Origin of the sequence: Bartonella kosoyi, assembly GCF_003606325.2 — a bacterium.
Taxonomy (GTDB): Bacteria; Pseudomonadota; Alphaproteobacteria; order Rhizobiales; family Rhizobiaceae; genus Bartonella; species Bartonella kosoyi.
Map to the genome: position 1 here is coordinate 1195315 of NZ_CP031843.2, position 18372 is coordinate 1213686.

The 18372-nt window shown below is 38.3% G+C and carries 18 protein-coding genes; 8 read left to right on the forward strand and 10 right to left on the reverse strand.

Annotated elements, in window-relative coordinates; translation table 11 throughout:
• Positions 1-4: 4 nt before the first annotated feature.
• The 3 genes from D1093_RS05185 (at position 5) to D1093_RS05195 (ending at position 2700) form a co-directional block, all read left to right on the forward strand.
• Positions 5-1261 carry a cytochrome b gene (locus tag D1093_RS05185; protein WP_120101108.1) on the forward strand — a complete coding sequence of 419 codons (1257 nt, stop codon included), beginning with the start codon at positions 5-7 and terminating at the stop codon, positions 1259-1261.
• Positions 1255-2148 carry a cytochrome c1 gene (locus tag D1093_RS05190; RefSeq protein WP_120101110.1) on the forward strand — a complete coding sequence of 298 codons (894 nt, stop codon included), beginning with the start codon at positions 1255-1257 and terminating at the stop codon, positions 2146-2148. Before D1093_RS05185 ends, D1093_RS05190 begins: the two co-directional genes overlap by 7 nt.
• Before the next feature lie 111 nt (positions 2149-2259).
• Positions 2260-2700, forward strand: a complete 441-nt coding sequence (locus tag D1093_RS05195) for a PRC-barrel domain-containing protein (protein WP_120101112.1) — start codon at positions 2260-2262, stop codon at positions 2698-2700.
• A 167-nt stretch (positions 2701-2867) separates the two neighbouring features.
• Here the strand turns inward: D1093_RS05195 and ychF are convergent, their stop codons facing one another.
• Entirely contained in the window at positions 2868-3971 is a 1104-nt protein-coding gene (ychF, locus tag D1093_RS05200; RefSeq protein ID WP_120101114.1) for a redox-regulated ATPase YchF, read from the reverse strand.
• Between the two features lie 239 nt (positions 3972-4210).
• Between ychF and D1093_RS05205 the strand changes: the two genes are divergently transcribed.
• On the forward strand, positions 4211-4954 hold the full coding sequence (locus tag D1093_RS05205) for a L,D-transpeptidase (RefSeq protein ID WP_005773826.1): 744 nt from the start codon (positions 4211-4213) through the stop codon (positions 4952-4954).
• 375 nt (positions 4955-5329) lie between these two features.
• Here the strand turns inward: D1093_RS05205 and pth are convergent, their stop codons facing one another.
• On the reverse strand, positions 5330-5911 hold the full coding sequence (gene pth / locus D1093_RS05210; protein ID WP_005773825.1) for an aminoacyl-tRNA hydrolase: 582 nt from the start codon (positions 5909-5911) through the stop codon (positions 5330-5332).
• 76 nt (positions 5912-5987) lie between these two features.
• Positions 5988-6617: a 50S ribosomal protein L25/general stress protein Ctc gene (locus D1093_RS05215; RefSeq protein WP_005773824.1), complete on the reverse strand. Its 630-nt coding sequence runs from the start codon at positions 6615-6617 to the stop codon at positions 5988-5990.
• 286 nt (positions 6618-6903) lie between these two features.
• On the opposite strand from D1093_RS05215, the gene D1093_RS05220 reads away from it, so the two are divergent.
• Positions 6904-8403, forward strand: a complete 1500-nt coding sequence (locus D1093_RS05220) for a helicase HerA domain-containing protein (RefSeq protein ID WP_120101117.1) — start codon at positions 6904-6906, stop codon at positions 8401-8403.
• Here the strand turns inward: D1093_RS05220 and D1093_RS05225 are convergent.
• The 4 genes from D1093_RS05225 to lgt form a co-directional block, all read right to left on the reverse strand.
• Positions 8400-9332, reverse strand: coding sequence for a ribose-phosphate pyrophosphokinase (locus D1093_RS05225; protein WP_120101119.1), 933 nt, complete (start codon positions 9330-9332; stop codon positions 8400-8402). The two genes, D1093_RS05220 and D1093_RS05225, sit on opposite strands and share 4 nt — an antisense overlap.
• Before the next feature lie 496 nt (positions 9333-9828).
• Positions 9829-10611 carry a peptidoglycan editing factor PgeF gene (pgeF, locus tag D1093_RS05230; protein WP_120101120.1) on the reverse strand — a complete coding sequence of 261 codons (783 nt, stop codon included), beginning with the start codon at positions 10609-10611 and terminating at the stop codon, positions 9829-9831.
• 98 nt (positions 10612-10709) lie between these two features.
• The gene (locus tag D1093_RS05235) at positions 10710-11789 is read right to left on the reverse strand and encodes a class I SAM-dependent methyltransferase (RefSeq protein ID WP_120101122.1); all 1080 of its coding nucleotides are present in this window, start codon (positions 11787-11789) and stop codon (positions 10710-10712) included.
• On the reverse strand, positions 11764-12642 hold the full coding sequence (gene lgt, locus D1093_RS05240; RefSeq protein ID WP_120101123.1) for a prolipoprotein diacylglyceryl transferase: 879 nt from the start codon (positions 12640-12642) through the stop codon (positions 11764-11766). Before lgt ends, D1093_RS05235 begins: the two co-directional genes overlap by 26 nt.
• A 308-nt stretch (positions 12643-12950) precedes the next feature.
• Here lgt and D1093_RS05245 point away from each other — a divergent pair, with 308 nt between their 5' ends.
• A complete protein-coding gene (locus tag D1093_RS05245; RefSeq protein ID WP_120101125.1) occupies positions 12951-13208 on the forward strand; it encodes an accessory factor UbiK family protein in 258 nt (85 codons plus the stop codon).
• Between the two features lie 382 nt (positions 13209-13590).
• Positions 13591-14091: a type III secretion system chaperone family protein gene (locus D1093_RS05250; protein WP_078674173.1), complete on the forward strand. Its 501-nt coding sequence runs from the start codon at positions 13591-13593 to the stop codon at positions 14089-14091.
• A 46-nt stretch (positions 14092-14137) separates the two neighbouring features.
• Here D1093_RS05250 and D1093_RS05255 read toward each other — a convergent pair whose 3' ends face one another.
• Positions 14138-15478 (reverse strand): ATP-binding protein, encoded by a 1341-nt coding sequence (locus tag D1093_RS05255; protein WP_078674172.1) that lies wholly within the window; start codon positions 15476-15478, stop codon positions 14138-14140.
• An 8-nt stretch (positions 15479-15486) separates the two neighbouring features.
• On the reverse strand, positions 15487-16191 hold the full coding sequence (locus tag D1093_RS05260) for a response regulator (RefSeq protein WP_120101127.1): 705 nt from the start codon (positions 16189-16191) through the stop codon (positions 15487-15489).
• Positions 16192-16312: 121 nt separating this feature from the next.
• On the opposite strand from D1093_RS05260, the gene D1093_RS05265 reads away from it, so the two are divergent.
• Positions 16313-16963 carry an MBL fold metallo-hydrolase gene (locus tag D1093_RS05265; protein WP_120101128.1) on the forward strand — a complete coding sequence of 217 codons (651 nt, stop codon included), beginning with the start codon at positions 16313-16315 and terminating at the stop codon, positions 16961-16963.
• Between the two features lie 61 nt (positions 16964-17024).
• Here the strand turns inward: D1093_RS05265 and D1093_RS05270 are convergent, their stop codons facing one another.
• Positions 17025-17747, reverse strand: coding sequence for a BA14K family protein (locus D1093_RS05270; protein WP_120101130.1), 723 nt, complete (start codon positions 17745-17747; stop codon positions 17025-17027).
• Positions 17748-18372: the final 625 nt, after the last annotated feature.

Sequence of the window (18372 nt, forward strand, 5' to 3'; positions counted from 1 at the left end):
GGTCATGACAAGGTTTCCTCCTTATTGTCCTAAAAATGCTCTTTCCCGTTGGTTTGATAAGCGTTTTCCTCTTCCTCGTTTTTTTTATAATGCATTTGTGATTTTTCCTGTTCCGCGTAATCTTAATTACTTTTATACATTTGGCGGTATTTTGACCCTTATGCTTTTATCACAGCTTTTGACTGGTCTTGTCTTGTCACTGCATTATGTTCCAGATATTCACTTGGCTTTTGAAACGGGTGAACGATTTCGGCGTGAAGGCCAGTTTGGATGGCTTTTTCGCCCATGGCATAGTGTAGGCTCTTCGTTTTTTTTTATTGCTGTTTATATCCATTTGGCGCGCGGACTTTATTATGGTTCTTATAAAAATATGCGAGAAATGGTGTGGGTCACAGGGATTTTGATTTATATCATCATGATGGCAATTGCTTTTTTTGGTTATGTTCTTGTTTGGGGGATGATGTCTATTTCAGCCGCTTCAGTGATTGCAGGGCTTTTAAAAACGATACCTTTGGTGGGAGCATGGTTACATGAGACACTTCTTGGTGGTTATGGCGTGGGGCAACCCACATTGAATCGTTTTTATGTTTTTCATTATGTTCTATCATTTGTTTTGCTTTTTTTTGTAGGGATTCATATTTGGGCAATTCACTGTGTGGGGCAAGGAAATCCAACAGGTCTTGCGATACAATCAGAGAAGGAAACGGTACCGTTTTCGCCTTATGCACTTATCAAAGATATTTTTGCCATTACTGTTTTTTTGATCTTTTTTGCTTGGTTTTTATTTTATATGCCCGATTATATGGGGCAAGCCGAAAATTATAGCGTGGCCGATCCTTTAAAGGCACCGCTTCGTGTGGTTCCTGAATGGTATTTCTTGCCTTTTTATGCGATGCTGCGTGCTATAACTTTTGATATAGGTATTTTGTCTTCAACTTTTGTGGGCTTTGTTCTCTTCGTCAGTTCGATTCTCGTGTTAATGTTTGTTCCATGGTTAGACCGCTCTAAAATATGTTCAGCGAGATATCGACCTGTTTATAAAATTTTCTTTTGGGCCCTTGTTATTGATGTCGTTTTTCTTGGTTGGCTGGGGTCAAGAGAAATAAGTGACAGAATTCTTTTATGGACGCAATTGGCTACGGTTTATTATTTTATATTCTTTTTGGTTATTTTGCCGATTTTACCTAGGTTTGAAAAAAGTCGTTCTCTTCCCTCTTCAATTATGCAAGATTTGAAACAGAAAAAAAAGAGACTATGGTAAATATTTTTGTCAGACTGGTTGTTATTATTGCTATGAGCTTTTCTGCGCAGAGTTTGGCGAGTGATATCTCTGATCGATCTGATCAAGAGGAAGAGTTTATTTCTTTTCCTTTACAAATTCCTAAAAAACAAGAATGGAGTTTTTCAGGGCCATTTGGGTTTTATGATAAGGCGCAATTGCGGCGTGGGTTAAAAGTTTATAAACAAGTTTGTTCCAGCTGCCATGGGCTAAAATATGTGGCTTTTCGCCATTTAAAAGCTCTTGGCTATGATCAAGAACAGATTAAAGCTTTGGCGGCACAATATGAAGTGCGTGATGGTCCTAATCGCGAAGGAAAATTTTTTAAACGTCCTGGGGTCGCAACGGATTATTTTCCTTCTCCTTTTGCGAATGAAGAAGAAGCAAGATTTATTTTAAATGGTGCTTATCCTCCAGATTTATCATTGATGGCACGGGCACGTGGTGTATCTTTGCCATTTCCTGCTTTAATTACGGATGTCTTGACTCATTATGATACAGTTGGACCCGATTATATTACAGCTCTTTTAACAGGATACCAGGAAGCACCAAAGAAGGTAGAAGTTGCAAATGGTTATTGGTATAATCCTTATTTTATTGCCAGTAATTCTTTAACCATGGCGCCTCCTTTGAGTGATGGTGTGGTTATTTATGAAGATGGAACTCCCCAAACTGTTGAACATTACGCGCGTGATGTTGCTGCTTTTTTGATGTGGGCTGCCGATCCTCATATGGAGATTCGTAAAAAAACAGGTTTTCGTGTTATTTTATTTTTAATCATTTTTGCAGGGCTTGTTTATATTTTAAAAAATCGTATTTGGTTTGGTTTAGAGGAAGAAACAAAAGAGGAAATAAAGAGAAAAGGATAAAGTGACCGCACTTGAAAGAGGGAAAAGTATAAAGAGCATAAGGAACAAATCTGTTTATAATGCATTGAGGTTTTATGAAAGTAAAAGCAAAGTAAAAACGGAGATGTTAAAATGAAAAAAATTGCATGTACTACTCTTATGTCAATTTTGATGATTTCTAGTACTTATGCTCAGTCTTTTGAAGTGCCTTCTAAACCTGAAATGATTTCTTCGACGGGTATTGTACAGGTAGGGATCGATAAGTCTGTGCGTTATGTGACACCTTTAGCAACGGATTTTGTTGCTTCCAGTCTCATAGGTGCCGATGTCTATAATATAGAAGATGAAAATATTGGTGAAGTAAAAGATATTATTCTACGTGAAAATAATATTGCGGGGTTTGTGATTGCGGTTGGCGGTTTCCTTGGCATAGGGGAGAGTTATGTGGTTGTTTCTCCAGAAACAATCCAGATGACAAATAATTATGGTAAGTGGAAACTTATTACAAATGCGACAAAGGATTCTTTAAAAGATGCTCCAACATTTAAATATGAAGGGCATTGGATGCGCTAATTTTATATTTTCATTTTTTAATCGATAAAAAAGTTGCTACCATAATAATATGTAATAATATGGTAGCAACCGGTTTTTAGTTCAGAAGAACTTGGAAGTTTTTGCAACACCCTTCTATAGATTTATTGCAAAGTCTTCAAGATAAAAACTTAAGAGAGAGTAAAGATTTAAGTATTATGTTTAAATAACATGATATCGCCATCTTGCACAATGTATTCTTTTCCTTCATCGCGTGCCTTTCCTGCTTCTTTTGCACCGCTTTCTCCTCCCAGAGCAATATAGTCATTGTAGCTAATCGTTTGGGCACGAATGAAGCCGCGCTCAAAATCAGAGTGAATAACGCCGGCGGCTTGGGGAGCTTTTGTACCACGCGTAATTGTCCATGCTCGTGTTTCTTTAGGTCCACAGGTGAAGTAAGTAATGAGATCAAGTAAATGATAACCAGCGCGAATAAGGCGATTTAAACTTGGCTCAAAGAGCCCTAGAGCATCGAGATATTCTAATGCTTCAGCATCATTCAGTTGCGTGATTTCCGCTTCGATAGATGCAGAAATGATAATGCTTTGCGCATTGTGCTCTATTGCCATTTTTTCAACTACTTGGGTAAAGTTATTTCCATGAGCGGCATCATTTTCGCTTACATTACAAACATAAAGTACAGGCTTGGAAGTGAGAAGATTTAAACTCTTTAGAATATGGTGTTCATCTAAAGCAATATCTTTGAGTAATAACCGGACAGGATTTCCCTGTTGCAAAATATTTAATGCTTTTTCCATAACGGGGAGAATTGTGAGAGCTTCTTTGTCTTTTCCAGTTGCCCGTTTACGAATTTGTACGATTCGTCTTTCAAGACTTTCTAGATCTGCCAGCATGAGTTCAGTTTCAACGGTTGTCGCATCAGAAATAGGATCAATACGTCCTTCTACATGGGTAATATCTTCATTTTGAAAACAGCGTAAAACGTGGATAATAGCATCGACTTCGCGAATATTGGCTAAAAATTTATTCCCTAAACCTTCGCCTTTTGACGCGCCTCGTACAAGCCCCGCAATATCAACGAAATTAATGCGTGTAGGAATAATTTCTTTTGAACCAGCGATTGATGCAATTTTTTCCATTCGTAAATCAGGAACAGCAACTTCACCGGTATTGGGTTCAATGGTACAAAAAGGATAATTGGCAGCCTGTGCAGTGGCTGTTTTTGTTAATGCATTAAAAAGAGTTGATTTACCAACATTAGGTAATCCAACAATACCGCATTTAAAGCCCATGAGAATCCTTCTTTTCTGTTGATTTTATGCTCAAGATAAAATTTGTATAGCATATTTTCAGAAGAGTTATAGTCTTTGTATTGCGAGAAGTGAGAAAAAAGTCTACAGCAATAAATAATCTGCTTTTTTACCTTCTAAAGTTCTTAATTGAAGAAAACTTCCAGTTAATGTTAATAGTGTGCTAAGTTTTTCATGGTACGCAAATCTGCATAAATAGTTTAATCGGAGAAAATAGAAGAGTGTTATCTCGTTGTGCCTTTTTAATTGCAGCACTTTTAGCTTTGGCTGGATGTGCTACAACACGTCAATCAGATATGTCATCAGCTTCTTTTCAACAAGCTCGATACATTCCACCAGAAATACAGGCTTTGTACGGTCCTGTAACGAATGAAACTTATCCGTTACCTGCTGTTGATCTTGCAAAAATTGATCCAAAGTTTTGGCGACAAGAAGTGATTTATTATACATCTTATCCACCTGGAACGTTGGTTATCGATACGCAAGAATGTTTTCTTTACCTTATTGGTGAAAATGGGAAAGCTTTACGCTATGGAATTGGGGTCGGTAAGGAAGGCCTAGCATTTGAAGGTGAGGGGGTTGTACAGCGCAAGCGTCGCTGGCCAAATTGGGCGCCTACTGCAGCAATGATGGCTCGAGAACCAGAACGTTATGGTCATTTGGGGAAAGGAATGCCACCAGGCCCCGATAATCCATTGGGCGCACGAGCACTTTATCTTTTCAAAAATGGGAAAGATACACTTTTCCGTATTCATGGCTCACATGAATCTTGGTCGATTGGGCGTGCGATTTCAAGCGGGTGTATCCGTTTGCTTAATCAAGATATTATTGATCTTTATGATCGTGTTCCCGTTGGTTCACGTGTCGTGGTGTTACAAAACAATAGGAGTGTTCCTACCGTTTACAGTCAACAATCAAATGGCTACGATCCGCTAGAGTCAACCATTCAGGCAAATGATTTTTAATTTGAGGGAGAAGATTGGAGAGAACCATTTGAGTATTTTGGTTTTCTATTCAATCTTTTCTTTTTCAAAAGGTCTGTACAAATATCATGATTTTCTTTGTCAGCTTTTCATGTTTCCCCAACAGGCTTTACCTTTGATAGGACTTATAAGGGGCATTCTCTTTCTTTTTTCAAGAGATTTTATCCGTATATCTCTCGAATTTGTGAGGTGTACGCCAATGGTTTTGATTGCTTTCATTATTAATAGATTTGAAATGAAGCTTAGGATATTTGACGCTTTTATTCAGCTTACAAAAAATTAATTTTATAAATCAATATATTATATAAAATTTCTATAGAGAAGTGTTGATTTTTGGCCAATAAGAGAAATAAGCGATTAGGATAAGTTTTTGTTTTTTATCGTTTGTGAAACTTCATTCATAAAGAGAGATTTGTCACCTTTTATGAGGAGAGTAATATTTTTTGCAAGAGTATTTAAGAGAGGGAGCAACCATTCTTGATCAGATTTGGTAAAATTTCCTAGAACATGTTGATGAACAAGTTCTTTGCTTCCAGGATGACCAATTCCTATACGCAGACGGCAATAGTCAGTACCACAATGGGCATCAATAGACTTAATACCATTATGTCCATTATTTCCTCCCCCAATTTTTATACGAACTTTCCCCGGTGATAGGTCTAACTCATCACAAATGATGATCAAATTCTTTAAATCTAATTTGTAAAATCGCAAAGCTTCGCCAATAGCTTGTCCCGAGAGATTCATGAAAGTTTGCGGTTTTATAAGAAAAATTTTCTCATTATTGATGAAACCATTGGAGATTTCTGCTTGAAACTTCTTCGACCATGGAGAAAAAGAAAAGGATTGATAAATAGCATCGACAGCCATAAAACCAATATTATGGCGATTATTTTGATATTGGGAACCAGGATTACCAAGACCAGCAATAAGCCACATATGTACCTTCAGTCAAAGTGTGAGGGGAGTATACGTCTCATAAATGAAGGCGGGAAAGATTCCCGCCTGTTGTGTTTTATGAAGTTGGCGCTTCATCTTCATCCTTTTCTTGTTCGGAAGTTTCATCAGTGATATCCAGGCTAGCGGGAGCTGCAATGGTTGCAATGGTAAAGTCCCGATCTTGGATGATGGGTGTCACATCTTTTGGCAGTTGAACGGCTGAAATGTGAATAGAATCACCAATAGAGTAGCTGGAGAGGTCAATTTCGATAGCTTCAGGAATAGCATTCGCTGGAGCTGTACATTCAATTTCGTGACGAACAATATTGAGGACACCACCCTTTTTAATTCCAGGTGCGGTATCTTCATTGAGGAAGTGGACAGGAATATTCACTTCTACAACGGATTTTGCTGAAATGCGTAAGAAATCGACATGGAGTGGAAAGTCACGCACAGGATCCAATTGGTAATCTTTTGGCAAGACCATAATTTTTTGCTTGTCGAGAACAATTGTTGCAATGGTGGTCCGAAAGCCACCGGCGTGGATTTTGTAGAAAATTTCTTTATAGGGAACTGTTATTGCCAAAGGAGGTTGTTTTTCACCATAAATGACAGCAGGGATAAGACCGTTGCGACGAAGTTCACGGGAGGACCCCTTACCAACCCGCTCGCGTTTTTCGGCCTTAAGAGTGTAGCTTTTACTCATAATTTAAGTCCTTTTTACATGATTGGAGATCCTTCAAAAACAATAATAGTTTTTGCATGGATATGAAGATATGCGCTAGAAAACAGCGATTGCTCCATTCTACGTTGCCTCCAAGGGTGTCTACGTAGAAGTTTGTTCTATAATTCAAACTCTTCATAGATGCAAGAGTTGTGGGAAAAATCGATGATTTCTACCGTTTAAAAGGAGGAAATGTTACAAATTGCGGTGTGGATGGAGAATCAACCAATAGGCGCTGATATGTTTAAAATCAAACACTGGAGATGTTATGAAGGTTGAGATTGCCTTGGGTGAGATGTCAGAGAGTCGTGCTTTGCATAAAACGATGCCAGCACTTCTTGATTTGGAAGAATTATTGGCGACACGTCTTCTTGTACAAGGGAATTCCGGTTCAGGGAAATCACATCTTTTACGCCGTCTTTTAGAACAAAGTGCTAAGTGGGTGCAACACTGTGTGATTGACCCAGAGGGGGATTTTATAACTTTGGCCGATAAATTTGGTCATGTTATTGTAGAGGCTCAACGGAGTGAATTAGAATTGACGCGTATTGCCCATCGCATTCGGCAACATCGGGTTTCGGTAGTCTTTAATCTTGAAGGGTTGGATACCGAACAACAGATGCGTGCTGTGGGGGCTTTCCTTGGAGCATTGTTTGATGTGGAGCGTGATTATTGGTATCCTATGCTTATCGTTGTCGATGAAGCACAATTGTTTGCGCCAACTGCGGCAGGAGAAGTTTCCGATGAAGCGCGTAAAATTTCTCTGAGCGCTATGACCAATCTTATGTGTCGAGGACGTAAACGTGGTCTTGCCGGTGTTATTGCAACACAACGTTTAGCTAAGCTTGCCAAAAATGTTGCTGCTGAAGCTTCAAATTTTTTAATAGGGCGGACTTTTTTAGATATTGATATGATGCGTGCGGCTGATCTTTTGGGGATGGAGCGCCGTCAAGCGGAAATGTTTAGAGATCTTGAGCGGGGACATTTTATCGCTTTAGGTCCTGCTTTATCACGACGTCCCTTACCGATTATCATTGGTTCGGTTGAAACTTTAGCACGCTCTTCTAGCCCTAAATTAATGCCACTTCCAACAGAGAACATAGATGCAAAAGAACTCGTTTTTACGGCTTCACCAGAGGAAATTTTAACGCCATTTAAACAAATACGAGAGTCTATGAGAGAAAAATCAATGCACGAGATGTTAGAGGAGGTGGTGCATAAAAAACAAGAGGACTTAGAAGAAAATCTAAGTTTATTTCCTGAACTTTCTGGTGTTGAGCGAGAGTGTCAAGCAGAACAAATTATTCGGGAAATTCTTGAGGATCCTGAGGCTTTTTATCGTTCAACAGCGGTGCTTTATCAAGATTTTTCGGTTCGTTGCCGTATCCATGGTATGTCTAAGGTTCCTTTTAATCTTTCACAATTTCGGCGTAAATTGGCGATTTCTCAAGCTTTTGTCGATGAACAAACAGCTGTCAGTGAACATTGGAAATATATTTTGCAAATATCAGAAAGTTTGGAAGATGATGTCCAAGGGGTCTTCTTGAATGTGGCACAGTCCGCATTGGGTGGAAAGCCATGCCCATCTGATGCATTTTTAGCCCGTCTTTATGGGACACACTCTTTAAGTCGTGCACGTCGGCTCTTAACCTACTTTGAAGAGCGCGGACTCATTGTTATTCATACGCATTTTAGTGGTCAACGCATCGTTGCATTTCCTGACCTTGGTGTCGAAACGGCACCAGGAGATCCCAAAGAACCACTTTAACCAAATAAGCTGGAAACAGATTGTTCTGCTGCTGTTCTAGCGATTGCTTCTCCAATGAGGTCGGCGATGGGCAAAACGCGAATATTATGAGCTTTCTCAATGGCTCCTGTTGGCATAATTGAATCTGTAATAACCAATTCTTTCATTTCTGAATGGGTAATGCGCTCAATAGCACTCCCAGAAAGAACACCATGCGTGATATAAGCCGTGACACTGTTGGCACCGTGTTGAAGCAGAGCACTTGCTGCATTGCATAAAGTCCCACCAGAATCAACAATATCATCCAGCAGAAGACAATCTTTCCCCGATACATCTCCAATAATATTCATAACTTCTGATTCACCAGGGCGTTCACGACGTTTATCGACAATAGCAAGCAAACTGTTCAAGCGTTTGGCGAGTGAGCGAGCGCGGACCACACCACCCACATCAGGTGAAACAACAATAACATTTTCAAGAGAATAATGCATTTTGACATCGCGAGAAATGACAGGAACAGCATAGAGATTATCCGTAGGAATATCAAAAAAACCTTGAATTTGTCCTGCATGAAGGTCCAATGTTAAAACGCGATGGGCGCCTGCTTCAGTAATCAGGTTGGCAACAAGTTTTGCAGAAATAGGAGTCCGTGGTCCAGGCTTTCTATCTTGGCGGGCGTAGCCAAAATAGGGTATCACCGCTGTAATACGACGCGCAGAAGAACGACGAAGAGCATCAATCATGATGAGCAATTCCATTAAATGATCATTTGCAGGATAAGATGTAGATTGCAAAACAAACACATCTTGGCCTCGTACATTTTCATGCAATTCTACGAAAATTTCTTGATCAGCAAAGCGCTTTACAGTTGCTTTACCTAAGGGGATGTTCAAATAATTTGTAACATCTTCAGCGAGACGTGGATTAGAATTTCCGCAGAAAAGTTTCATAGTAGAACCTCTGAATAATCATGGTAGGAATGCAACAGGGTTTTTAGTTTCTTTTTATTAAATTGCAAGAAAACAATTACAAAAGCCTTACAATTTTATTGATTATTGTTAAAGAGCTATGCGGTACGTTTTCTCTTTTTCCCAAATTTTTATTCCCTGTAGAGTTGATTCTTGAAATTGCTAAGAAAAAACAAAGGCTGCCGTTTATTTGTATGGGAGGATCTACGATAGAAAAATATTTTTTATCTCTATAAGTTTCATATATTACTTGATTTAGAAAATAGCTTCAATGGTATTTTATGTTTAAATAATGACGTATTAAAGGTCATTATAATCAAACGTTGAAACGAAGAGTTCGTTTTATTTCTCATCGCAACAGTTTTCGTGTTTATGACGCCAATAAGGATTTTTATGAAAAAAGCACTTTAGAAAAAAGCATACTTATTTTATCGACATTATTTTGTTTGCGGTTTTGAGCTTTTTGTGAGAAAAAAATTTATTTCAACATAATAGCAGAAATTTGCCGCCCATCATCAGGTTCATTGCGGTGTCTTGCACGTCGATAAGAAAAAAAAATCTGTTCATTTTGATAGGTACAAAGCTCTACGCAAGAAGCATTAACGCCTGCTTCTTTGAGTTGATTGATAATAAATGCCCATAGATTAAAATGAAAGTGATTGACTTTTTCTGTTTTTAAAAAATATTTTTGAAATTTACTGTGACACTCAATAAATTGGTCGTAGAATTCACTTGTTACTTCGTAGTGGTGTGGGCCAATACAAGGTCCAAGAGCTGCTGTTATTGATTGTCTTTTGGCTCCCTGTTTTTCCATAACTGCAATTGTTTTCTCAATAATTCCATTTAGGCTTCCGCGCCAGCCAGCATGTGTTGCGGCAATGACCCCAGCTTGTGGATCAGCAAACAGTATTGGGCCACAATCTGCTGTAAGAACTCCAATAACGAGACCTGGTGTAGTCGTGACAAGAGCATCAGCTTTAGGAGGTTGTACACCGATAATTACTTGATGAGCGACGATGACATCAGAAGAATGTATTTGATTAACCGTGACTAAACTTTGCGATTCAACACCAAAATAATCAGCAATAAAAAGACGATTTTGTACAATATGTTCAGGTTGGTCGTTTGATCTTTTTCCTACATTAAAGCTATGAAAGTTTTTTGAAACACCAGCTTGACGTGTAAAAAATCCATGTTTTATCCCATGGGAGTATAAAGTAGAGAGATTTTTTGCAAGGATGGGATGAGGGATAGGCTTCATAAAAGTTCCTTATGAGATTATTTGAAGTGGAAGAGATGTTTGTATTTGTTAATGAATATTTCGGATAATGATGTACTTATTGACAAAATTACTGATCATCAAAATTGGGGAGGTATAGATATATTTTTATCACTGAGATGTAAAACTTTAAATAGTTTACCCATTTGATCTGGACCAGCGAGCCGTTCGATATCTTGGCGGATTTTATCTTGCAAGGAAACGCTTTTGCCCACTCCAAGTTGTTTTGCACGCTCCATGAGCCCCATTTTAAAAAGAAATTCTCCTTGCTCGAAGATTTCAGCAAAACAGCCCTGTTCAAGAGCTATATTTTTTAAAAAAGAAAAAGCAACATGGGATGTTAAATCATGTTCACCAGGGGCATCAAAAACATCCCGAAATCTATGTTTTGAGAGTGCTTGCAAAGTATCACCAAAGGCAAGATCACGAGCCCCATAATCGATAAGCAAAGCAGAGCCTGTGACTTGTACTAAATGGTTGCTGATTTGTTGCATAAATTGATGGCGTAAGGGGGCATGTTCAAAAATTGTTCCGTCAGGGACTTTAGAACAATAGGTTTGTAGACAAGAAGAGGGAAGCTTATGCGGGGCAGCAATAAAGATGAAATCTCCATCTTGATTGATTGTAATACAGCGTTCTTTCCATTCTCCATTGACTTTAATATATTGGTTGATGGGGAGTGTATCGAGGAATTCATTACCAATGAGGAAGAGAGGTTTTGAAGGAATTTGATTAAAATTTTCAATGCTATGGATTTTTTTTTGATAAGAGCAAAGACGCTTTTTTTGTTCTTTTGCGAGCTTTTTACTTATTTCGATCAGAAAAATCTCAGCAGCATTAAATGCTGTTTTAGAAAGCTTTTGAATGGTTCGCAAAATGTCATCCATCAAAGTTCCACGTCCTGGTCCTATTTCAGCGAGAATAAAAGGGTGAGGGCAACCATGGGCATTCCAATTTGCAAGAAGCCAAATGCCAATCATTTCTCCAAATAATTGGCTTATTTCAGGGGCAGTTATGAAATCACCAGTGGGTCCAAAAGGTGTTTGTGTTTGATAATAGCCAAATTGAGGATCTGTGAGCGCCAATGTCATATATTCACTGACAGTAATGGGGCCATGAGATGCGATGATTTCTTTAATTTTTTCTTTGAGGGATGCCATTTTCTGTAGATTTGTCTTTAAATGCTTGAAGGAGGAGATAAAATCCTAAAAGAAGCATGGGAAGAGATAAAGCCATGCCATAGGTAAAGCCTGTAGAATGGAAAAGGGTCGAGAACCATTCTGGATCTTCTTGAGGAGCACGGTAAACTTCTGAGATACTGCGTGCTATTGCATAGCCTATAATAAATATTCCTGACACAGTCCCACGGCGTTTGAATGCTTTGAAGGCAAAAATAACAATGAAGAGAAGAATGAAGAGAAGAAATCCTTCCATAAATGCTTCGTAAAGTTGGCTTGGATGCCGCGGTAAATAGTAAGGATCTAGGGGAAAACAAACTGCCCAAGGTTGCGTGGTAACGTTACCCCATAATTCTTGATTGATGAAATTGCAGATTCGTACAATGCCAATACCGATAGGAGCACCGGCAGCAATGATATCAAACATCGCTCGTATATTGATGTTATTTTTACGGGCGAATAAAATCATTGCAATGATAATGCCAATAAGACCACCGTGAAAAGACATTCCCCCATCCCATACAGCAATGATAGCACTTGGATGGCTAAAGTAATAAAGAGGATCCCATACAAGGACTTGTCCTAAACGCCCTCCAACAACAACACTTATGGCAGACCAGACAACAAAATCTCCAATCTTTTCTTTATCCATAGGAGGGTGGTTTTTACGCCATAGAGATGGTTTTGTTAATAATTTTTGCGCATACCACCAAGCAAAAAGAATCCCCACGACGTAACCAAGCCCATACCAATGAAGTGTTATGGGTCCTAGCTGGATAATGACAGGATCAAGAAAAGACGGAAAAGCAATGGCTGGACAGATAAGATTGTTCATGAATTAAGCACTTTACATTATATTATATAAGATGGATATGAAGTGACTCTGATGGCAAGGAATGACAGATGAATGCACAATGGTCAAGTCAGGAAGATGATAAGCCGGGAAGCGCAATAGATTTCCACTCGTTTATTATGGTAAAAAATTACGGCGATAAAAAAGGATATAAAAATTTTTAAACAAAATCATCATGAAAAATATGCATAGTAGAGTAAAAATAGAGTAAAAGGAACAAATTACAGTATCTAAATGTTATGAGGATACGCTATAATGCGTGCGTCGATTAAAATTTAAGGAAAAATGTTATGCGTAATGGATCAAACCGTATTCTTGATGAATTAGCAAAATTAGCAACAGATGCTGCTGATGTTGCACAAGGTATACGACGTGAAGCTGGAACAGCTTTTCGTGTGCAAGCTGAAAAGATAGCCAATAAACTTGATCTTGTTTCACGTGAAGAATTTGAGACCTTTAAAGAGATGGTGCTGAAAGTCCATGCTGATAATGCTGATTTGAAAAAGCGTCTTGATGATTTAGAAAAAGAGCAGACGCGAAAAAAATAAAATAGTTTCTCTAAAAAAAGAATCTTCAAAAAAATATCCCCAATTTTTCAATATGATGCGTGGAACTAAAAAATGCTTAATCTTGAGTCTGTTAGAGCGGCATGTTTGTTTGTTTTTAATTTTTTTGGGGGGTAAAATACGTTTTTTTAAATCAGGGGGGCTGGCGCTATGAAATTGTATCAATACACTGAAAAGACTTGATGATTCGTTTTATGATTATCAGGTTTCCCTAAAGAGCGCGATTGTGTTCTGGGGGGCGGGTAGTGTGGGTGTTTTTAATGTGTATTTGTTTGGTGTAACGGTTCTGATTGTAACAAAATATTGTTACAATTTAAGCGGTTTATATTCTGTTGACAATGTTTTAAGATGATTGAGGATTGTGATGAGGCTTGCATTTTGCGCCATAGAAAGAAAAGAGCATCCTGTTGACTTTATCGAACAGATTGCCTGTGAATATGATTGGTCGTTTGAGCGGGATGCCCAAGATGAAATTAGCGTTTGTGTGGAAGGGAAACGGGCAAATTATCGTCTTGCTTTTTCATGGATCGAAGAGCAGGAAGCACTGCATTTGGCCTGTTCATTTGATCTTTCTATTGACAATACTCGAACAGCGGAAATACAACGCTTATTGCTCGCGATTAATGAAAAATTGTTATTGGGGCATTTTGATTACTGGCAAAGGAATAATTCGGTTATTTATCGGCAAGGTCTTCTTTTGGCTGGTGGAGTGCATCCATCCTATATACAGGTTGAAACATTGTTGATACACGCACTGAAAGCCTGTGAAAGCCATTATGTTGCCTTTCAGATGGTGGCGTTATCGGGAGAAAGCGCTTACAAGGCACTACAGTACACTTTGTTTGAAACTGTAGGGAATGCCTAAAATATAAAGTCTGTTATTATTTACAAACGGTTTGCTGAAAGATTGCTCATAGGGGGATATCAAGAATAGCGCGTAATCCCCCAAGTGGGCTCTCGTCCAATTGTATATTGCCACCATGGCTGCGTGCTATGTCTTGAGCAATAGAAAGGCCAAGTCCTGTTCCACTTGCATCTTGATTTCGTGCTTTATCAATTCTGAAGAATGGCTTAAAAACTTCTGTACGCATGTTTTTATGAATTCCAGGTCCATCATCGTCGATGATCAATATAAAAGATTCTTGTTGAGAGTTGGCTGTTAGTTTAATGGTTGTACCGTAAGAAAATGCATTTGAAACAAGATTGCTGACCAAGCGTGTGAAAGCACGGGGACGTACGTGTATCTGTGTAGGACCTTTAATAGTATAAGAAAATTGACGTTTGTGAAGATGTGCATCGGCGGAGAATTTTTGCATAAGAGCATTGAGGTCAAAAGTCTTGACACTTTCACTTCCTTCGCCACGGGCAAAAGCAAGATAATCTTCTAACATATTTTGCATATCACTGACATCTTGCTCAAGCGGCTTAATATCAAAATCAGTATTGGCTAATGCTAACTGAAGTTTAAAACGTGTAAGAATAGTTCTTAAATCATGGCTCACACCTGAAAGCATCATAGTGCGTTGTTCTATTTGCCGCTCAATACGTTCGCGCATTCGTAAAAAAGCAATGCCAGCACGACGAACTTCATCGGCTCCTTGTGGTTGAAATCCTTTTGGTAAAGGACGACCACGTCCAAAACTTTCAGCTGCTTTAGCGAGTTGTTGAATGGGTTTAATTTGGTTGCGCAAGAAATAAATTGCTATCAGTAATAAAACAAGGGCTGTTCCTACCATCCAGCTTAAAAAAATAGCAGTATTGGAAGCATAAGCTTGGCTGCGTGGCGCAAAGACGCGCAAGATGTTGTGACCAAGATGGATACGAATTTCAACAAGGTCAGAATCCCCTACGGTATCAATCCAGAAGGGACGATTGATTTGGCGGGTGATTTCTTCACTGAGAAAATAATCAAGAATTGCAAAAAATGGCTTAGGTCCTGGAGGGGGTAAGGGGCTAGGAGAGAGAATAGAAATGTTTAAGCCCATACGTTGTTGTGCAATACGTTTGATTTCTTCATAGTTATCTTGCTGCGGATATGTTTCAATAATATCAATAATGGCTGAAATATCATGTACAACAGCCATTGAAAGACGCTCCGTTACCATTTGCCAATGCCGTTCCATAAAGACGTAAGCAATGACCGTTTGCAGAAGCACCATGGGAGCGATAATAATGATCAAAGAGCGAGCATAAAGCCGTTTAGGCATCTTTTTCGTTAACCATCGAAAAAAAAATTTTAAAGGTTTGATCATTCTTACGCCTATTCAATTGAGAGTTTATACCCTATTCCTCGCACGGTTTGAAGCCATATAGGCAGTGCTGGATTTCTTTCGATCTTACGACGAAGGCGGTTGATTTGTACATCAATAGCACGTTCACCGATAGTTTTGTCATCCATTGCAAATTGATGGCGTGGAATGATGCTCCCTGCATTTTCGGCGAAAATGACCATCATTTTTTGTTCTTTATCGGTTAATTTAATAATTTCTCCTCCCCTTTTGAGTTCGCGCCGTGAAATTGAAAAAATATAAGGCCCAAAAACGATTTGCTCAATTTTGGGTTGGCTAAGGGAAAAAACGCGTCGTAAAATGGCGTTGATGCGAAGAAGAAGTTCACGAGGATCAAATGGCTTAGCCAGATAATCATCTGCACCTGCTTCTAATCCATGGATACGACTATCTATTTCTGATAAAGCTGTGAGCATGAGGATAGGAACATCTTTTGTTTGGCGCAGTGAACGGGTAAGACTAATACCGTTTTCACCGGGCATCATGACATCAACGATAAGAAGATCAAAATCTAAACTTGCCAATAATCGCCTTGCTTGATGAGCATTGGCTGAAACTGAAACACGAAATCCATTTTTAATGAGAAACTGAAATAAAAGATTGCGAATACGTGTATCGTCATCAATCACAAGAAGGTGAGGGGCATCGTCACACAAAACTTGAACGTGATTGGTCATTCTTCAAAACCTTTAAACTATTTTTTCAAAAGATTTAATTTTACATAAGTTGCATAAAGCTGTCGAGCAGGCTATCCTATAGGAGGAAGGGAATATTCCTTATAAGCTTGAAAAGGGGTTCATGAGTCATTTTAGTACACATATTATTCCGGTTACGCCTTTTCAGCAGAATTGTACTCTGCTTTTTGATAAGGAACAAAAAGTGGGAGTTTTAGTGGATCCTGGTGGAGAGTGGCTTCGAATTCAAGAAGTCATTAAAAGAATGAATATTACCGTTGAAGCGATTTGGATAACCCATGGTCATTTTGATCATGTGGGTGCGGCAATGCAAGCAAAAGAGGCCCTTGGCGTTAAAATTGTCGGTTCACATTACGATGATAAGCCTGTAATGGATTCTGTGGTTGAGAGTGCAAGAAGCTATGGTATCATGGATGCCTCTGTTTGTATTCCTGATCAATGGTTAGAAGATAACGATAGTGTTCATTTTTCTGACCACGTGTTTAGGGTTTTTCATACACCAGGGCATTCTCCTGGTCATGTTATTTATTTTAATGAAAAAGAACGTTTTGCTTTACTGGGTGATGTTCTCTTTCGTGGTTCTATTGGGCGTACAGATTTTCTTTTTTCTTCGCATGAAAAATTGATGAAATCACTTCGAGAAAAAGTTTTACCTTTAGGGGATGATGTTCGTTTCATTTGTGGGCATGGTCCTGGAAGCTATATAGGTTATGAACGTCAGTGGAATCCTTTTCTTCAAGATCTAAGAACATAACCCCCAAAACGCTTTAAAGCGTTTTGGGGTTACTTAAAATTTTCTTAGCAAAGCAGAGATGTTAGTTCAATGGAGCATAACAAAAATGGTTTTGCCCATCATAGCCTCTAAAAGTACCTGTTTGGGGATTGAATGAACGGTACTTTTTCTTGCAATATTGAAGCCATTCACGCGTCCATGGTTGCTGGAGTGGCTGGTATATGGCTGTTGATTGAGATTCATAAATGATTTGGGTTTGAGGAACTTGTTGATACACCACTTGCGGAATCTCTTGATATACGACTTGCCTTTGGGGCATGGGGTGGTAGATAATTTGTGGCTGTTCTGTTTTTTTCAAAACATTGCCAAGAACTGCTCCGGCGGCAAGACCAAGAATACCTGCTGCTAAAGCATCTCCTGAGTTATTACGCGTTACATGATGCTGATGTATATGATGATGTGTTGTTTTTTTGCGCTCTACATAATGATATGTTTTGCGTTCAACATGATGACGATGATGTTCTCGCCTTTTATGGTCAACATGTCGGTGAGGATGAGAATGAGAGGAATGATGTCTTTCAACAGTAGAGCGGCTGTTAGAACTATAAGAAGGGAAATGCGTATTCATTCCTTTCCTCATATCCTCTATCTGCTTATTCATACCGTTTCTCATATCATTTATTTGCTTCTCAATAGGATGTTCACTATTCATCCATTGGCTATTTGCAAGCGCTGTACCTATTGGCACCAAAATGGTTGCTGCTGATACCGCCGATAATACCGATAATTTACTCGATTTTTTCATAGCGACACTCCTTAACTTCAATACATATTTTTTACATCATACACGTGATAAACTGAATATAACCTGAATGACTTGTGACTTTATTTTGACAAAACGAATAAAGAGCTATTTGGTTGAAAAAAAATGATAAAATAAACGAGAAATAAAGATCGCTTTTCATAAAAAATACTCTATTTATGTTAATTAAAAAATTATATCCATAAAGTCTCATTTTCTACAAAAATAACAAAACTTCTTATTGAAGAGATAATTCTTGCATCATATAACTTAAAAAAATAAAAATATGAATCAAAAATATCATCAATTTTATCATAAACTTATACTTTTATAACGAAGAGATATGTTATATTTTTGAATTCATAGATAATTGTTCATTTTTTGATAGGTTAAATCTTTTATATTAATGCGCATTTTTTTATCAGGTGTAAGTCGGACGTTTTTTGTTTCATCACAAACAGGTTTAAAATGAGAAAATTTTACGGCGCTTTTGGTTCTTATGCACTATAAAAAACGATAAATTACATTTATAAATAAATTTTCTGGATTATAAAAAATATTCTCTTTAATTTATTATTATTGATTGAGAATTTAGATTTTTTTTAAATCTTATAACTTTCGAGCATAA

Coding starts and splice junctions, on each gene's coding strand:
- D1093_RS05190 (WP_120101110.1), top strand. CDS start 1,255: ATGGTAAATATTTTTGTCAGACTGGTTGTTATTATTGCTATGAGCTTT.
- D1093_RS05185 (WP_120101108.1), top strand. CDS start 5: ATGACAAGGTTTCCTCCTTATTGTCCTAAAAATGCTCTTTCCCGTTGG.
- D1093_RS05270 (WP_120101130.1), bottom strand. CDS start 17,747: ATGAAAAAATCGAGTAAATTATCGGTATTATCGGCGGTATCAGCAGCA.
- D1093_RS05220 (WP_120101117.1), top strand. CDS start 6,904: ATGAAGGTTGAGATTGCCTTGGGTGAGATGTCAGAGAGTCGTGCTTTG.
- pth (WP_005773825.1), bottom strand. CDS start 5,911: ATGTGGCTTATTGCTGGTCTTGGTAATCCTGGTTCCCAATATCAAAAT.
- pgeF (WP_120101120.1), bottom strand. CDS start 10,611: ATGAAGCCTATCCCTCATCCCATCCTTGCAAAAAATCTCTCTACTTTA.
- lgt (WP_120101123.1), bottom strand. CDS start 12,642: ATGAACAATCTTATCTGTCCAGCCATTGCTTTTCCGTCTTTTCTTGAT.
- D1093_RS05250 (WP_078674173.1), top strand. CDS start 13,591: ATGAGGCTTGCATTTTGCGCCATAGAAAGAAAAGAGCATCCTGTTGAC.
- D1093_RS05255 (WP_078674172.1), bottom strand. CDS start 15,478: ATGATCAAACCTTTAAAATTTTTTTTTCGATGGTTAACGAAAAAGATG.
- D1093_RS05265 (WP_120101128.1), top strand. CDS start 16,313: ATGAGTCATTTTAGTACACATATTATTCCGGTTACGCCTTTTCAGCAG.
- D1093_RS05225 (WP_120101119.1), bottom strand. CDS start 9,332: ATGAAACTTTTCTGCGGAAATTCTAATCCACGTCTCGCTGAAGATGTT.
- D1093_RS05235 (WP_120101122.1), bottom strand. CDS start 11,789: ATGGCATCCCTCAAAGAAAAAATTAAAGAAATCATCGCATCTCATGGC.
- D1093_RS05260 (WP_120101127.1), bottom strand. CDS start 16,191: ATGACCAATCACGTTCAAGTTTTGTGTGACGATGCCCCTCACCTTCTT.
- D1093_RS05245 (WP_120101125.1), top strand. CDS start 12,951: ATGCGTAATGGATCAAACCGTATTCTTGATGAATTAGCAAAATTAGCA.
- D1093_RS05215 (WP_005773824.1), bottom strand. CDS start 6,617: ATGAGTAAAAGCTACACTCTTAAGGCCGAAAAACGCGAGCGGGTTGGT.
- D1093_RS05195 (WP_120101112.1), top strand. CDS start 2,260: ATGAAAAAAATTGCATGTACTACTCTTATGTCAATTTTGATGATTTCT.
- ychF (WP_120101114.1), bottom strand. CDS start 3,971: ATGGGCTTTAAATGCGGTATTGTTGGATTACCTAATGTTGGTAAATCA.